We start from the raw sequence: 16816 nt of genomic DNA, 5'->3' as shown, positions 1-16816 counted from the left end.
ATGCCAAAGCGAGTCGTTAGTACGAACCGCTTCAACGCGCTAAGGTCCTTCCTTCGTCAGGATGACCGATTTTAATCTATTCAAACCGAATAGCGGCCTTTTGCTCAATTTGCCAGTTGCCGGCCACTTTGCGCAGCACTCCGTCTTTCTCGTTCACGATGCGCGAAACCGGTCCGGTTGGCTGCTGATATACGCAGGCTTCCCGCAACGAGTACTGGGCACTCTGAATAGCATAAGCATACACTGCAGAGTTTGACGTCACGCGGAACGTAGCGGTTTCCGGCTGCTGCGGGTTCAACCGAATTTCGTAGATGCTGTCGTGTTGGGGCTCATCCGTCAGGTCGTACTCGTTGAAGGCTCCGTTGACAGGAACTTTCACGTAGCGCGCATGATTCATGGGCGTTGGCGTAACGTATGGCTCGGGAGCCGGAAGTTGCACCGGCGGCACCAGATTATTGAAGTCCTCGTGTAGTGACGCGGTGGGTGGGCTAGCAGGCACTGGCGGCGCTACGGGTACTTCCGTCGGTGGCTCCGGGGCCGAATAGGCCGTAGCGGCTGGTGCAACAGGCTCAGCCGGAGCAGGTGGCTGCTGGACAGGTGCAGCAACCGGCGCCGGCCGATTGACAGGCGGCGTTGGCGGCGCAGGCTTGCTGCTGGTGGCAGAAACCGGGCGGGCAGCATGGCCTGCAGTTGAAGCTCTGTTCACTTGGTTTCCACGTATCTTCTTCATTTCCTCCTCTACGCGCTGCTGCACAAGGCTTTCTACTTCGCGCAATTGTGCGGGAGTCAGGCGGTCTGCGGGTTTACTGCCGCCGGTAGTCGGCGCGCTTTGCAACGCCGAAATTTCCTCCCGCCGGCGGTCGATTCGGGCACTCATCTCTTTTTGAAATCCTGCGAGGCTCTTGCGCATCAGCGCATAAAGTACCAGGCTCAGCAAAGACAGAATCAGGGCCAGAGGCCCAAAAAACTTATTCATCAGGCTCTCCCCTGCCCCAGTGCTGGCTGCGGCCTGAGGAACTGCTACACCCGCTTCCGACAGTCCGGCGTCGCCTGATACTTCCGGCGCTCCGGCATCCAGATTCGTCGTCGTATCCGTTACATCCGAGGTTGCTGATTCTGCGGCAGCTAAGTCGCCGATAGGCGTACCGTTCTGCACGTAGTTACTAAGCGCGGTTTCCAGCGTGGCTAGGCGCTGCATCCGGGCTGGGTTTGCACGGCGGGCCGGGGACGACTTCAACCGATTAATAATTTCCGTGGTCAGCTTCTGCAGCCTCGATGGGTCGGAACCCAACCCCTGGTACATAGTGCCACGGCCTTCCAGGGGCTGATACAAGGCACTGTATACACGCTGGCTGTCGGGCTTGATGCTGTTCTCAAACGCCTTCAGCGAACTACCACACTGCAGCGAGTTCTTGAGGTTGGGCCGGCCGGTGTCTTCATACACGAATCTGGCTGTAGCACACCATACCTGCACCTTCTGCTCATCCAGCGTAGGCTTGCCGAGAGGCGTTTGAGCATGGCTGCTCACTGCGAGCAGCAGCAGGCCAGAAAGCAAGGAGGCAGCGCGACGGGAAAGAGTCATAAGTGTTGGGTAGGGAGCAGAAAGAAGCGAAGCTGGTGTTAGCATCCAGTTTCGATCAAGAATGGCTAAACGTACTTAACTATTTTATACCCACAACTCGTTGTCCTGCTTGATCTACGCCTGCAACTCGCGGCTCAGGTTGTATAAGGCCTGTTTCAACGGCAGGAAGAACAGAGTTTCGGGCAGGGTTTCGTCGGAGGAAAGCTGGCGCTGGAACTGGTGCAGGCCCAGGCTCAGGCTGTCCTCGATTTCGCGGAGCAGGATGTCTTTTACGCGCTGACGGTCCACGTCCACGCCTACTTCGCGCAGGTAGGGCGCTACGTCGTCGCCTTCCAGCACCAGGGTGAGGTAGTTGCGCACGTTGTCGAGCACCGTGTTTTTCAGCTCGGCATCTACCTGATTCAGTTTCAGGCGTTGCTGGTTGAGCTCGGTGCCTTCTACTGCGCCGCTGTACTTCACGGGCTTGATGTTGTCGTAGTCGGTGGTGGTTTTCTCCTCGAATAGCACGCCACCGTTGGTGGTGGCTTCCTTGGGATTGTCGGCCAGGATGACGCGGAAGTTGTGGGGCGGCTCCACGCCCGTCACGGCCTGGAAAATGGCCTTCGTAATCTTCTCAATGGCCACCAGGGAGCTGCCGCCAGCCAGCAGGCGCAGGTAGAGGCTGCCTTTGCCCGAGAAGCAGAGGTAGCGCGGCGTTTTCAGGCCGAGGTGTTTGGTGAGCTGGGCCGTGTGGTAGATGATGCTGGTGTAGTGCAGGTAGAACAGCACCCGCAGCTGCCGGCCCTTGCCGAGGCCCAAAGCCTGGGTGAAGCGCAGGGCATCATCGTACTTGAACAGCAGGCTGGTCACGTCGGCGGAGCCGAAATCGGTGTTGCTGAGGGCGGCGCGCAGGTAGCCTTTATACTCCTGGTTTTGCTCGGAGTCGGGCAGGCTTTCTACGTGGCCCACGCCGAGGCGCAGTAAGCCGTTCTGCTTGGGCGCGCCCTGCACGCGGGCGTAGCCGTCGCCCCACAGGTCGTCGCCGGCGAAGCGGAACGAGGTGCTGTAGGCGGGTTTCTGGTCGGCGAAGAGCAGCAAATCGGTGGTACCGCCACCGATGTCGATGTTCACCACGTTTTCGTCGCGGTTGGGCACTACCTGGTTGGTGGCGGTGAGGTAGTAGTAGGGCGCCACCGATTCGGTGAGGCAAATGGTGGGGCGGTTGGCCTTGAATACCTGCCGGAACGACTCGTCCCAGACCTGCTGGAACTGGTTGCGCAGGAATCCATCGAAGCTCAGCGGCGCAAACCACACCACGCGGGTATCCTCCAGAATGCCGCCGTGCAGCGCCGCCTTATGACGCAGCAGCAGCAGAATTTCCCGGAAGAATGCCTCAATGCGCGACACGCCCTGCGGATCCAACTCCGCCGACCATTTCAGGTTGGTGATGAAGCGGTTCTGGGGCAGCTCGGCCGTGTTTTCGGTGTTGATGCTGAAGCCGATGTTGATGTTGCTGAGCACCTTGGCGGGCTCATTGGCAAACGACGTGGTTTCGCACACGGCCGTCCGAATCGGAAACTCATACACCGAGCCGCCTTCGCCCACGAACGAGGGCACAAACTCCCGGTTTTGCAGCGTGGCAATGTTGTCCCAGATCTGGCCGGCCCCGGTACGGTAGCGTTGCGCGGCCGAAAGGCCTTGGTCAGCTACCGGCGCGTGCAGCCACTCCACCTGCACATCGGCCTCGCCGATGGTGAGCGGGCGCGGGTGGGCGCTCGGCGAATCGGCGTAGGCAATGTGGGTATTGGTGGTGCCGAAGTCGACAGCAAACGTGAAGCGGCGGGTGCCGCGGTCCAGCTCGCGCCAGCGCGGCACCAGCAGGCCCCGGGCCGGCTCCGCGCCGATGGTGGCGGGCGGGCAGGTCAGCTCGGCGAGGTCGAAATGGGTGCCGGTGACTTCATAGTAGGTGCTGCCGGCAGTGGCCATGCTTTTCTGGGTGCGCTCGTAGCGGGTGGCGCGGCGGGCGGCTCCCTGCTCCGTGATTCGCTCCCCGTTCACAAAAAACGTGAGGTCGTAGCGGCGGTTGAGCATAGTGGGCGCGTTGTCGGCATCCACCAGCATCACCTTGTAGAGGTCGTTGTACTCGGGCTGGTAGCGCACCTTGTAGAACGGGAACACGCCCACGCCCACGGCGGCTTTCACAATGCGGCCCTTCTCCAGAATCTCGCGGCCCTGGGCATCCTTGGGGTTCTGCGGATTGTGGTAGTAGCTGCGCTCGAAGGTGATGAAGCGGCCCGCTTGCACCGGCACCCGCAACTGCACGCGCACGTGGCTCAGGTCGATGGTGAAGGTGAGCAATTCGGCCAGCTCGTTTTCAGTGAAGTACTCGAAAAACGCCTGTTTCAGCGGCAGCAGGTAGGGGAAGCGCGCCCGGCCCTGGCCGTCAGCCCCGTACTGGAACGTGACTTTGCCAGTGTGGAAACGCTGCGTATTCAGCTCGTAGGGCAGTTCCACCAAAGAGTCTTCCAGCAGGTCGCCCACCGTGAGGTACGGGTACTTGAAGCCTTTGCCGGGCAGCACGCGGCTTTCCAGGGCCACTTCGTCGTAGTAAGGCACCGGCGTGCGGTCGTCCCAGGGCTGGCCGTTGAGGTAGTTGGCGCCGGGCATCGTCAGGTTCGGGCGCAGCACCAACGGGCGCGGCCGGCCCGTCGTCGATTCGCGGGTGGGCTGGATGAACAGGTCGGAACTGGTCACGGCCGACTGGTCGGCGCGGCCGGGCAGGGGCACGCCTTTCACGCTCACCAGGTTGCCCTGCACGTCGGCCAAGGCCGGGTAGCGGGCGGCAAACTGCTGGGCACTCCGGTCGCCCTGCATCTGGAGCTGGTTGATTTTCGAGCGGTCGAGGCCGGCGTACACGCTGCCGGCAAACTCGCGGCGCTGCAGCTGCGGATAGGCCAGGAACAGCTCGTACACAAACTCCCGAAACTGCGGGTCCCGGTCTTCGAGCAGCACAGTTTGCTGGTCGAAGTAGTGGCCGCGGGCCTGGGGCCGCTCCAGGTCCAGGGGCGTCACGGCGGGGCCGGTGAATAGGATGGTCAGCGGCGAGGTACCGCCCAGCAGGCGCGTGCCGCCCGCCAGCTCCGGCGAATCATAGTACACTAGGTACATGTCGGAGAAGTCGCGGAAACGCTCGTCCTGCATGTACAGCTGCAGGGTTTCGCCCAGCAGGCGCGTGCCCTCGTCCTGACGCATCCGGCGGATTTCGGCCTCGGCATTCCAGCGGCGCAGCGTGATTTTGCGGCCGGCCTGGGTGTAGAGGTGGTAATTATAGAGCAGCTCCAGCAAATCCCAGAAGTGCGTGGTCAGCTCGTGGTACACCGAGCCGGGGTTGCGCTGCCCCTCCCGGGCCAGGAAATCAAAGGCCGTTTCAAACAGGTGCATCCGCGCAAACGGCGTCGGGATGCTCACCGCCAAATTGCGCGACTTGCCCCCCGCGGGGTCGGTCACGGTGTTGATTTCGGTGCTGGTGACGGGGGCGGTTTTCTGCCAGCCCTGTACCTGCTGGGAGCCGTTGTTGTGTAAGCGAAGGACTTTGGCCATTGGTTGCCTCACCCCCCGGCCCCCTCTCCTTCAGAGAGGGGGTGCGTTCTGGAGGATTTTTCTTTGTGTTTCTGACTAATTGATACCGGAGAATTCGCGCCGCCGTGGCTCCCCCTCTCTGAAGGAGAGGGGGGCCGGGGGGTGAGGCAGCTACACCACCTTCACCTTCTCCTCAAACGCCTTATCGGTCACATCATAGAACAGCTCCAGCAGCTTGCGGAAGTTGTCGGGTTCCTGGATGGACTTCTCGGTTTTGTTGAGGTTGTCGAGCAGGTAGTTGTGGCTGAGGCCTTTGTTGAAGAAGTCGTTCCACTTCTTTTCCACCGGCTTGCCCAGAATCATGGCGTTGAAGTCGTCGGTCTGCAGGTCGAAGGGGCGGAAGGCGCGGCGGTTCTGGGCCAGCTCCTGCAGCCACTGGTCCACGCCCATATCCTGGCTGTGCAGGAAGGTGTTCAGCTCCCGGAAGATGGGCTCGTTGCGCATGGCGTAGTCCAGCTTCAGGTTGTCGGCGTAGGGCGCTTTATCGGTGGGCAGGTGCTGCTTGTGGTAGCGCGTGAAGTACAGGAACTGCGTGAGCTGCTTGGCAATGATTTCGCGCGACTCATCGGGCAGGTGGCTGAACTGGATTTCCGGCGCGTCGGTCTGCAGGCCGTACTCGTGGAAGTGCGGGCCGCCGGTGCGTAGCTCGGCGGGCGAGTAGCGCATGAAATCCACAATACTGAGGGCCGCTAGCAGCTCAATTACGTGTGCCTTGTTCTTCTGCTGAGTGCCGCCGGGCTGGTTTTCGTAGGGCGTATCGGGCGTGTCGGCGAGGTAGTACAGCGCGTCGAGGCCCTGCAGGTTGTGCTCGTAGTAGCTGAGCGCCGCCTTGGTCTTGGTGAGGAAGTTGTTGGAGTCGATGACGGCGTTGTCCTCGCTCTGGAGGGCGAAGTAGGGCATCACCGTCACGGCCCCGGTGGGCGCGTCGCGCAGGTAGCGGGCGTTGCTAAGACGGGTGTTCGAGTCCTTCAGGTTCTTGAGCATCAGCGGGAAGCCCGCCGCGCCCGTACCGCCGAAGATGCTCGACACGAAGAACACCCGGTCGCCGTCCTGGAAGTTATCGGCAAAAAACCGCATTTCCGGGCTTTCCACCAGCTTGTTCAGCACGATGCTGCCTACATTGGGCGAGCCGCGGAAACCGATAGTCAGCGGGCTTTCCAGGTTATCTTGGGTGAAGAGCAAATCTACGAGGCCCTTGGAGTCAACGGATAGGCCGTCGTAGCTCAGGTACTGCCGGAAACTTTGGTTGATGCCGCCGAAATCGAAGATGAAGGTATCCTTCACCGAGCCGTTCACGTCCTGCGAAATGCCGCTCAGCGTGCTGATATCGGTCTTGAAGAAGCCTTCCTCGCGGGGACCGAGGCGCTTGTAGATCTGCTGGTAGCTCTGCAGCAGCTGCACCGTGCGGTTCATGTCGCCGTTGTGGGCATCGGGGTCGATGATGATGGGCACCACCCGGTCGCAGTTAGGCAGTTCCACGCCCGCCGCCAGCAACATCGTGAGCGAGCGAATCACGCGGGAGCCCGTGCCGCCAATACCGAATAAAAAGAGTTTAGCCATGAATCGCAGATTTTGCAGATTAAGATTGATTTCGCTGATTGATTACCCAGGCAGCCGACAACTCAAGCAAGCCTCGCCGCAATCTGTGTAATCCTTACACCAGCAACATCTGTGATTTAAAACGGAGTCGTACTAGCGTTGGTAGAGCCGCGCTTGAGCAGTACGGAGAACAGGAAAAACCAGAACATGCCCAAAATGGCGTTCCAGGTGGCCAACCAGTAGATGTAGCTGTGGTCGGTGACCTGCTGGGCACTGGTCTGCCACACGGTTACCAAGAAGGCAATCAGGCCGTTCAGAACCAGAAAAATAGCCCAGTGACGCCCCTTGTTGAACGTAGCCACTCCCATAGCCCGGTTGATGAGGTAGTAAAATACGACTACCATTGCCAGCGAGATACCCAGATTGAGCAAGCCGATGTTGGGAAATATCACGTCGCGGTACACGGGGGTGTCGGCGGGTGGTTGGGGGGCGCCGATGAGTTCGTAGATGGAGCGGAAGAGTGCTTTCATGGAGAAGGATGGCGCCAGTGCTTGACCGGCGAAGCATGGAACGAAGAGAGTGGAACGAAATTGTTGGGCGCAGCATAAGGTTGTGCCTGCTGCTTTGCCACGCTAATGAACGACTATCGTGCCAATGAAGCCAGAGTAGCCGTCCGGGTATACGAAGAGCCGGCGCCTTGCGCTACACTATTCTCCCGGTTGCAGTGTAAGCGGGAGCTCGAATACAGGGCGCTTGTCGCCTTCCACTTGCGGCTCCAATCCGTCAAGCAAACTACTTAAAGCGAAGGTTTTGGAGGCAGGCGTGGCGTCGTTTTTCGTGGTCCACTGGGCTACCCAGGCCGGGCGCTGGTCCTGGAGCTTTAGCACCAGCGGACGAGCTGCTTTGGGCGGTTTCGTCAAGCGGATTTTAGCGAAATGAGTGAATTTACTCTCCGGGCCGCTGCTGGCTTTGGTCTGGTCGGTGGCAGCCGTTACGTCGAGTAGCTTGGCATCCGTGTCTACGCCCTGCAGCGTCAGGTTCTGCTTGAGATACCCTACTTCCCGGTACTGGCTGGGAAGCTGGCCGAGGTTCATGCCGACCACAAACTCTACGGGCTGCTGAACCGAGGCATCCGAAACAGCTACTACTCGATAAGCATCAGCGTTGCGCTTGCTGGCTCCGGCGTCGCCGTAGTACCAGCTGCCTTTGTTTTGATACTTGCTGAGTAATGAGTAGCCGGGGCGCGGATACGTGACGCCGAAATGCGCCTGCTTAGATGGTTGCTGCTCCAGCAACGCGGCATCGAAGCGGCGTACGGCATCCGCGGGGCCCACTACCCAAATGTAATATGGTATTTCGGTGTCGCAGCAGTTGGTTTTCTTGCCGGCTGCTACCAGCGCCGGATAATAGGTTCCCCGGAAGTCGGAGGTATACCCATACACCGATACGGCTCTGTCCGGGTGGCTGCCGCTACGAGTCAGAGCGTCGGTAATATCGGTTTTGATGTAGGGAATTGCGCCGGCGTTTTTTGGCGAGTAAATGAAGTCAGAAATCAGCACGCTCACGGTGCCCGGCTGGTAGTACTGGCTCATCAGCGTGTCCAGCACTGACGGAATATCGGTGCTTTTAGCCGGCTGCTGAATACCACTTCGCACCGTTGCGGAAATACCCTGGTACGTATCTTTGTAAGGCTTCTCCTTGATGCGGTAAAACGTTTTTTGCCGTGCCGACGAGGTGCGGTTTATTTCTGACAGCAACTGCGCTATGTGCTGCTGAAACTTGGTGTTTTCGCCGCTGGCGCCGGTTTTAGGCATGAAGCCCTCCATAGAGCCTGACACTTCCAGAAACACGTTTACGGCCTGCAGCGGCTGTGCCGCTGTGCCGCTTACTACGTCAGAAGCATCTTCAGCTGGTCCTGCTACCGGCGCTTCTTCGGGTGGCGCAGTTGCAGGCGTTTCGGTTGTCGATTTGCTGGTAGCGGTGGCTCCTTCCTCCGATTTCATATCGGAACGGGAGTAGCAGCCGGGCAGTAGCAGCAGGATCAGGCCCAAAGCGGGCAGCAGGCGGGGAAAGGCAGAGAAGTGGCGCATCGGACTAAAGTAACGACAATCTGCCCTCGGCGGATACATTCGCCTGTCATCCCTTCTGTCGTCCTGAGCGGAGCGAAGGATCCTGGCACGCCAGAACAAACCGTTCAGCACTACTTCATACGTGACAGGATCCTTCGCTCCGCTCAGGATGACAGACAATTAGCTGTAGTCGATTTCCGTGTTGTCGCCGATGTTGAGGCTGTGGCGGGTGCCGCGGAACAGGGCATCGGAACCGACGATACAGTCGTGCATGACGGCGGAGCGCAGCTCGGAGTAGGAACCGATGATGGAATCGGTCAGGATGGTATTCTTGACGATGGTCCGGTCGCCGATGGCCACGTTGGGGCCGATGATGGAGCCTGAAATCTGGCAGTCCTTGCCGATGCTGACGGGCGGGATGATGATGGTATCCGGAAACTCGGGAAACTCGCGGCGCTTCAGGAACTCGGGGCGGTTGAGCAGGCGGGCGTTAGCTTCCAGCAGGCTCTCCTTACGGCCGCAGTCAAACCAGTTGTCCACCGAGGCCGTGGTCATTTCGGCCCCGTCCTGAATCATAAGCATAAGGGCATCGGTCAGCTGAAATTCGCCGTGGGTGCGCTGGTCCTGCTCCACAATGCGCTCCAGGGCGGAGGCCAGCCAGTCGGGGTTGGCAATCTTGTAGAGGCCCACCATGGCGTAGTTCGACTTTGGAATGCGCGGCTTCTCCACCACTTTCGTCACCCGCCCCCCGGCACCGGTTTCTACCAGTCCAAACAGGGAAGGCGTTTTCACTTCCTTTATAGCCAGCACGTTGCCTGGCATAGCCATCATAGCCGGCAGGTCGATATCGACGATAGTATCGCCGAGCAGAATCAGAATGCCTTCCTTGTCGTAGCGGAACTGCTCACGGGCCAGCCACAGCGCATGCGCAATACCTTCGCGCGGCTCCTGCACTACAAAAGTGGCGCGCAGCTCCGGGTACTGACGCCGGACGTAGTTCTCAATTTTTTCGCCGAGGTAGCCAATAATGAAGACAAACTCATTGACACCAGCCGCACTCAGCCGGTCGATGATGTGGCCTAGAATGGTGTTGCCGGCCACGGGCACCAACGATTTGGGCTGCGTATGTGTATGAGGGCGCAGGCGCGACCCAATCCCAGCGACGGGAATTACTGCTTTCATGAACAACAGGCGTTGCGTAAGTCCGCAAAATAGCGAATCGCGGCGGGAGCCGCTGCCGATACAACCGCTGCGGCGCTAATTCGTACTTTGCCACAGTAAAATAGCATATGGCTATGTTGGCCGATCTGCCGTACTACGTGCGGCGGCCGTGCTGCTCCTCCCCGACTTCACCTTTCCCAAGCTCACTTTTCACCTCTCCCTACCACTCATGAAACGTTTTCTGCTCTACTTCGCCGGTCTGGTTATTCTGCTTTCGCAGTCGTCCTGCGGCTACAACGGCATGGTTAGCCGCGACCAGTCAGTAAAAGCCCAGTGGGCCAATGTGCAAAGCGCCTACCAGCGCCGCTCCGACCTGATTCCTAACCTGGTAAACACGGTAAAAGGCGCCGCCAACTTCGAGAAATCGACGCTGACTGACGTTATCAATGCCCGCGCCAAGGCCACCAGCGTGCAGCTGAACGCCGACCAGCTGACGCCCGAAAACCTCAAACAGTTCCAGGAAGCCCAAAGCCAGGTAGGCGCCGGGCTGGGCCGGTTGCTGGCCGTATCGGAAAACTACCCCGAGCTGAAAGCCAACGCCAACTTTCAGGAGCTGCAGGCTCAGATTGAGGGCACTGAAAACCGCATCAACGTAGAGCGCAACAAGTTCAATACCGTCACAAACGACTACAACGGCTTCGTGAAGTCGTTCCCGAACAACATTTTCGCGGGTATGTTCGGCTTCAAGGAGAAGCCCTATTTCGAGGCTGATGCGGCTTCGCAAAAGGCTCCTACCGTTCAGTTCTAATTTTTTGGTTGTCGGTTGCCGGCTGTCAGTTGCCAGTACCTGAAACAGGTTCTTTCTCCTGACAACCGGCAACTGCAAACAGACAACTAAGCATGACCAACCCTCTTACTTCCGAACAGGAGGCAGCGCTGGTGGAGGCCATCCGGCAGGCTGAAATCAAGACTTCCGGCGAAATCCGGGTGCATCTGGAAGATCACTGCCCCACCCCTGAGCCGCTGGACCGCGCGGCCCAGGTCTTTGCTGATCTGAACATGCACCGCACGGCGCAACGCAACGGGGTGCTCTTTTATCTGGCCTGGCAGAGCCGGCAGTTTGCTGTGATAGGCGACGCCGGCATTAATGCGGCCGTACCCGACGATTTTTGGGAAACCACCAAGGAAACCGTACTGCTGCAGTTCCGGTCAGAAAAGTATGCGGCTGGTCTGGAACATGGTATCCGGATGGTGGGCGAGCAGCTAAAGCGCTATTTCCCCTACAATGCCGCCACCGATAAAAACGAGTTGGACGACTCCATTTCGTTTGGCGGCGACACTTCCTCGCGCTTATGATCCGGCTACTTTCCAAGAGGCAGGCTGTGTGGCTTTGGCCGCTCCTGCTGGCTATGCTGTTGCTGGCGGGGCACTATGCCGCGTGGGCGCAGCAGATTCCGCCGCGTCCCAATCCACCGCGCATTGTCAACGATTTGGCCGGCATGATGCAGCCCAACGAAGTGGCGGCGCTGGAGCAAAAGCTGATTGCCTACAACGATTCCACTTCCTCGCAGATTGCCGTGGTGACGGTGCCCAGCCTGGGCGACTACGACATTGCGGACTTTGCGCAGCAGCTATACGAAAGCTGGGGAATCGGGCAGAAAGGCAGCAACAACGGGGTGCTCATTCTGATTGCCGAGCAGGAGCGCAAAGCCCGCATCCAGACCGGCTACGGCCTGGAAGGCGCTATTCCGGACGCCCTGGCCAAGCGGATCATTTCCAATACCATCGTGCCTGCGTTTCGTGAGCAGCGCTATTACCAGGGCATTGACCGCGCTACGGACCAGCTGATTGCGCTGGCCAAAGGCGAATACAAAGCCGACCAGACTACCGCTCCTCGCCAGCGCAGCAAAGACAGCAGCGGCTCGGGCTGGCAGTTCTGGCTCATTATCGGGGCCCTGATTCTGTTTATGCTGCTGCGTAACCGCGGCGGCGGCAGTGGCGGAGCCGGTGGGCGCCGCAACCGGGGCTTCGGCGGCGGTATGATTCCGCCCATCATCTTCGGCGACTTTAGCGGCGGCCGCGGCACTTTCGGCGGTGGCTTCGGCGGCGGTGGGTTTGGTGGCGGCGGAGGTGGCGGCTTTGGCGGCTTCGGCGGTGGCAGCTCCGGCGGCGGCGGTGCTTCCGGCGACTGGTAAAGTCACCTTATTCGAAAGTGAAAGGCCCGGATGTATTCCGGGCCTTTTTTATTCCGGGCTGCCTGAAACCTGCTTATAGGAGGGCAGCTCATAAAACGGGCGCAGCAGCTGCACCACATCCAGCGCATCAGCCAATGCCTCGTGGGCAACGGTATCATCCTCGAAGCCGGCGCGTGCCTTGCAGGTTTGCATGGTTGGCAGGCGGGTGTCTTTGCGCCAGTTGAGGTAGAAGGATGCCGGATCCAGCATGGCGGGTTCGGCGCGCATTACTGTGCCGTAGCCGGGCAGTTCGCGCAGAAACCCCAAGTCAAAAGAGGCAATGTTTTTTCCGGCCATCGTCACCGTAACGCAGTCGTGCCTGTCGGGACGGAAGCCGTGGGCCAGCAGGAATTCGCGCAATTGCGGCAGCAGCTCATCGGGTGTGCACAGCTCTGGATTCGGCTCCTTACGGGCCAGCTCCTGCAGCAGCCGGGCATTCAGCGCCAGCGCGCTGGCCGTACCCACATATTCGGAGTGGCGCACTACACGCCGGAACGCGGGCAGTTCCAGCAGGGGCAGCAGCTTCCTGGTATCTTCCACCACGGCGGCCAACTCCAGTATCTGGTGCCGGGCCGGCCGGCCACCAGTGGTTTCGAGGTCGAGGGAGATATAGCGCATGACTGCCCTGTACGGCCGGAGTTGGCGACGGTTGGAAGTCTGCTGAGTGCCGGCAGGCTCGCCCGGCCAGCCCGAATAGCCCCCGGATTCGGGCTGCTGCCACGGCTGAACTTTTTTCCACGGACTGTATCTCGCTTTCCGATTGATTCCGTTTCCCGCGCTTTTTTGCCCAGCTCTGCCAGACTGCAGCCAACCTTTTTCCGCTTCAATTGCTCTACGCTATATAGTCAGCCAGCGGCCTCTTATTAGCAGTTTGCGGCTCCGAAGCCCATCAATGTGGGTGAGGTGCTTATATTTAGCCCAATAACTGGCCGCAGGAGAACTTATTATCCCTGCTCCTTTCCCGCTCCCTGCTATCTGCTACCTCCATGTGGCAGCCCATCTGCCGTTATTGCGCGCTTTCCTGCTTTATCCAGCCCTATGCATCTGCTTGGTTTTCTTTCTGTTAGTGTTGTTTCCGCGGCCCTTCTTGCTCTCAGCCCCACGGCACAGGCGCAGTCGGCCCCTGAGGACGAAGTAGCTACTTCGGTGGCCGCCGCCCGGCAGCACTACGATGCCTCTTTCTCGGCGCACCCGCAGTTGTATAACGGAGTCGAGTATGCCGACTATTCCCGGCTCTACCACGCGCGGATCGGGCATCAGTTTTTCCAGTCGGCGGACCGGCTGAAGGGCAGCGCGGACTACAACGACCACAATTTTGAGGACCTGCTGCTGTCCTACGACTCTGTGCTCGACCAACTGATTCTGCAGCAGGTAACCAATCCGTTCATGCTGCGGATGGTCAGCGAGAAAGTGCGCAGCTTCGTCATCGACAACCACCAGTTTGTGCGGCTGGTAGCCGACAGCACAAACGGCGGAGTGCTGCGCACCGGCTTCTACGAGGTGCTGCAGGAAGGCCGGGTCCAGCTCTTTGCCCGGCGCTCGAAACGCATGCAGGAAGTGCTGCGGGAACGGAACACGGATGTGGAATTTGTGCAGACTGACCGGCTGTTTGCCAGGAAGGGAGACACCTATTATCCCATCAAATCGACGGGGGCAGTGAAGCGGCTGTTTGCTGATAAAAGCAAGGAGGTACAAGCCTACCTGAAGTCCCAGAACCTTCGGCTGAACAAAGCCCAGTTTGAAGGTACGCTGGTGGCGCTGACGCGCTACTACAACAGCCTGCCGCAGTAACCGGCCTGCTTTTCAGAATCCAGACTATCCACTGCCCCTATCTGCATGAAACCTCTTTACACAGTAGCATTCCTGTTATTCCTATCCCTTTGTGCACTTACCGGCCACGGACAACAACCCGACAAACTGGTAACCGGCGACTTCGTGCGGGTGCCTTTCGAGCAGTTTGCCAGCCAGCTGGAGGCCCAGACGGCCAGCCGCATCTACTTCGATCCGGCCGTGGTAGACAGCTTGCTTGTGACGCTGCAGGTGCAGCAGCAGCCGCTACGCAGCGTACTGCAACAGGCACTTCAGAACACCGCGCTGCGCTTTGCCATTGATGCGGATAACCACGTTTTCATCACGAAAGGCACCGCCATTGATACGGGCCTGATGCCCGGCTTTTTTCAGCAGGCCACCTCAGACAACACCATGGCTACCCGGCCCGATGAGGAGCAGACCACAACCCAGGCCGAAGGCCGCTCGCGCTACGTAAGCGCGGCCGAGTACAAAGTGTATGAGCTGGGCACGGGCGGCGCCGATGGCGGCAAAGTCACGCTGGCCGGCCATATCCGCGACCAGAAATCCGGTGAGCCGGTGATTGGAGCCACGATTTACTCCGAGTCGCCGAGCATTGGCACCAGCACCGACCAATTCGGCTACTACTCGCTCACGCTGCCCACCGGACGCTACGACCTGAAAGTTCGCGGCCTGGGCATCAAGAACACCAAGCGCCAAGTGATTCTGCGCGGCAACGCGAAGCTGGAAATTGAGGTGGAAGAGGATATTACGCCGCTCAAGGAAGTAGTCATTGAGGCCGAGAAGGACAAAAACGTGTCGGGCATGCAGATGGGCCTCGACAAGCTCGACATCAAGACGATGCGGCAGGTACCTACCGCTTTCGGCGAAACCGATATTTTGCGGGTTGTGCTGACACTGCCGGGCGTGAAGTCGGTGGGGGAAAGCAGCACCGGGCTCAACGTGCGGGGCGGCGCCACCGACCAGAATTTGATTCTGTTCAACGACGCGACCATCTACAATCCGGCGCACTTGTTCGGCTTCTTCTCCGCCTTCAACCCCGATATTCTGCAGACCGTGGAGCTGTACAAAAGCGCCATTCCGGCCAAGTATGGCGGGCGGCTATCGTCGGTGCTGGAAATCACGACGCGCGAAGGCAACAAGAAGAAGTTCTCGGGCTCGGGAGGCATCGGGCCGCTTACCAGCCGCCTCACGCTGGAAGGCCCGATTGTGAAGGACCGTAGCGCCTTCATCATCAGTGGCCGCAGCAGCTACTCCGACTGGCTGCTCCGCCGCCTGAACAATAGCAGCTTCCGCAACAGCTCCGCGGCTTTCTATGATGTAACGGCCCACATCAGCCACAAAATCGACGACAAAAACTCGGTGTATGCCACCGGCTACCTCAGCACCGACCGGTTCCGGCTGGCCAGCGACACTACCTACCGCTACCTCAACCAGACCGCCAGCCTGAAATGGCGCCACAATTTCAACAACCAGTTCTACGGGGTGCTCACTGGCGCCTACAGCCACTACGGCTACGACATTACGAGCGAGCAGAACGAGGTGAATGCCTCCCGCCTGCAGTACGCCATCAACCAGACCAGCGTGCGGGCCGACTTCAGCTACTTCCCCAACTCGCGGCATACCATCGACTTCGGGGTCAGCTCGCAGCTCTACCACATTGCGCCGGGCAGCCTGACGCCGCTGGGCGCCGAATCTTTGATAACGCCGGATGTGCTGCAGAAGGAGCAGGCCGTGGAAAGCGCCCTGTATTTCTCCGACCGGATTGATATCAACCAGCGCCTGTCAGTGTCGCTGGGGCTGCGCTATTCGCTCTTCAACGCCTTGGGGCCGAGCGACGTGTACCGCTACGCATCCAACGACTCGCGCACCGAAAACAGCATCATCGACACGGTGCGGTACGCGTCCGGCAAAGTGCTGGCTACCTACCACGGCCCCGAATACCGGGTTTCGGCGCGCTATTCGCTCACCGACAACTCGTCGGTGAAGGCCAGCTACAACCGCACGCGCCAGTATATTCATCAGCTTTCCAACACGGCCTCCGTTTCCCCTACGGACATCTGGAAACTCAGCGACTACAACATCCGGCCCCAGGTTGGCGACCAGTACTCCATTGGCTACTACCGCAACCTGAAGTCGAACACGATTGAAGCTTCCGTAGAAACTTACTACAAGACGCTCTACGACTTTGTGGACTACAAGAGCGGCGCCACGCTGATCCTGAACCACCACATCGAAACCGACATTGTAAACGCACGGGGCAAAGCCTACGGCGTGGAGGTGCTGGTGAAGAAGCTGACTGGCAAAATTAACGGCTGGGTGAGCTACACCTACTCCCGCTCGCTGGTGCAGGTGAATGCCGGCACGCCTTCCGACCAGATAAATGGCGGCAACTACTACCCCAGCAACTTCGACAAGCCCCACGATTTCACGCTTATCGGCAACTACCGTTTCAGCCGCCGCTTCAGCTCGTCGCTCAACTTCACCTACAGCACCGGCCGCCCTATCACGCTGCCGCTGGCCAAATACTACGTCGGCAACTCCATGCGCGTGTATTATTCGGACCGCAACGCCTACCGCGTGCCGGACTATCTGCGCGCCGACCTGGCCCTGAACATTGAAGGCAGCCACAAGGTTAAAAAGCTGGCGCACAGCTCTTGGACCATAGGCGTGTACAACCTGACCGGACGCCGGAACCCGTATTCCATCTACTTCAAGTCGGAAAACGGCCAGATCAAAGGATACAAGCTGTCCATCTTCGGCCAGCCAATACCAACCGTCACCTACAATTTCAAATTCTAGCT

12 protein-coding genes are annotated in these 16816 nt (G+C 59.4%); 5 read left to right on the top strand and 7 right to left on the bottom strand.

All coding sequences use genetic code 11. The features are described 5' to 3' along the window. Positions 1-76: 76 nt before the first annotated feature. The 6 genes from IC231_RS01795 to IC231_RS01770 form a co-directional block, all read right to left on the bottom strand. Entirely contained in the window at positions 77-1582 is a 1506-nt protein-coding gene (locus IC231_RS01795; RefSeq protein WP_190782910.1) for a hypothetical protein, read from the bottom strand. Positions 1583-1696: 114 nt separating this feature from the next. Next, positions 1697-5161: an acetate and sugar kinases/Hsc70/actin family protein gene (locus tag IC231_RS01790; protein WP_190782909.1), complete on the bottom strand. Its 3465-nt coding sequence runs from the start codon at positions 5159-5161 to the stop codon at positions 1697-1699. A 150-nt stretch (positions 5162-5311) separates the two neighbouring features. Then, positions 5312-6760 (bottom strand): hypothetical protein, encoded by a 1449-nt coding sequence (locus IC231_RS01785; protein ID WP_190782908.1) that lies wholly within the window; start codon positions 6758-6760, stop codon positions 5312-5314. A 116-nt stretch (positions 6761-6876) separates the two neighbouring features. Next, a complete protein-coding gene (locus IC231_RS01780) occupies positions 6877-7269 on the bottom strand; it encodes a hypothetical protein (protein ID WP_190782907.1) in 393 nt (130 codons plus the stop codon). Between the two features lie 177 nt (positions 7270-7446). Then, a complete protein-coding gene (locus tag IC231_RS01775; RefSeq protein ID WP_190782906.1) occupies positions 7447-8829 on the bottom strand; it encodes a hypothetical protein in 1383 nt (460 codons plus the stop codon). A 159-nt stretch (positions 8830-8988) separates the two neighbouring features. After that, positions 8989-9990, bottom strand: a complete 1002-nt coding sequence (locus IC231_RS01770; RefSeq protein WP_190782905.1) for a sugar phosphate nucleotidyltransferase — start codon at positions 9988-9990, stop codon at positions 8989-8991. A 208-nt stretch (positions 9991-10198) separates the two neighbouring features. Here IC231_RS01770 and IC231_RS01765 point away from each other — a divergent pair, with 208 nt between their 5' ends. From IC231_RS01765 to IC231_RS01755, 3 genes are all read left to right on the top strand, one after another. After that, positions 10199-10777, top strand: a complete 579-nt coding sequence (locus tag IC231_RS01765) for a LemA family protein (RefSeq protein WP_185887915.1) — start codon at positions 10199-10201, stop codon at positions 10775-10777. A 92-nt stretch (positions 10778-10869) separates the two neighbouring features. Continuing rightward, positions 10870-11325: a TPM domain-containing protein gene (locus IC231_RS01760; RefSeq protein WP_190782904.1), complete on the top strand. Its 456-nt coding sequence runs from the start codon at positions 10870-10872 to the stop codon at positions 11323-11325. Then, positions 11322-12164, top strand: a complete 843-nt coding sequence (locus tag IC231_RS01755) for a TPM domain-containing protein (protein ID WP_190782903.1) — start codon at positions 11322-11324, stop codon at positions 12162-12164. Before IC231_RS01760 ends, IC231_RS01755 begins: the two co-directional genes overlap by 4 nt. Positions 12165-12212: 48 nt before the next feature. Here IC231_RS01755 and IC231_RS01750 read toward each other — a convergent pair whose 3' ends face one another. Continuing rightward, complete coding sequence (locus tag IC231_RS01750) at positions 12213-12821, bottom strand: 3'-5' exonuclease (RefSeq protein WP_190782902.1); 609 nt, start codon at positions 12819-12821, stop codon at positions 12213-12215. A 420-nt stretch (positions 12822-13241) separates the two neighbouring features. On the opposite strand from IC231_RS01750, the gene IC231_RS01745 reads away from it, so the two are divergent. Then, entirely contained in the window at positions 13242-13994 is a 753-nt protein-coding gene (locus tag IC231_RS01745; protein WP_190782901.1) for a hypothetical protein, read from the top strand. 45 nt (positions 13995-14039) lie between these two features. Continuing rightward, the gene (locus IC231_RS01740; protein WP_190782900.1) at positions 14040-16814 is read left to right on the top strand and encodes a TonB-dependent receptor; all 2775 of its coding nucleotides are present in this window, start codon (positions 14040-14042) and stop codon (positions 16812-16814) included. Positions 16815-16816 lie beyond the last annotated feature (2 nt).

This window comes from Hymenobacter duratus, assembly GCF_014698995.1.
In the GTDB taxonomy this organism is placed as follows: domain Bacteria; phylum Bacteroidota; class Bacteroidia; order Cytophagales; family Hymenobacteraceae; genus Hymenobacter; species Hymenobacter duratus.
Note: the sequence above shows the minus strand (reverse complement) of the source record. Positions and strands in the feature narration are given on the sequence as shown.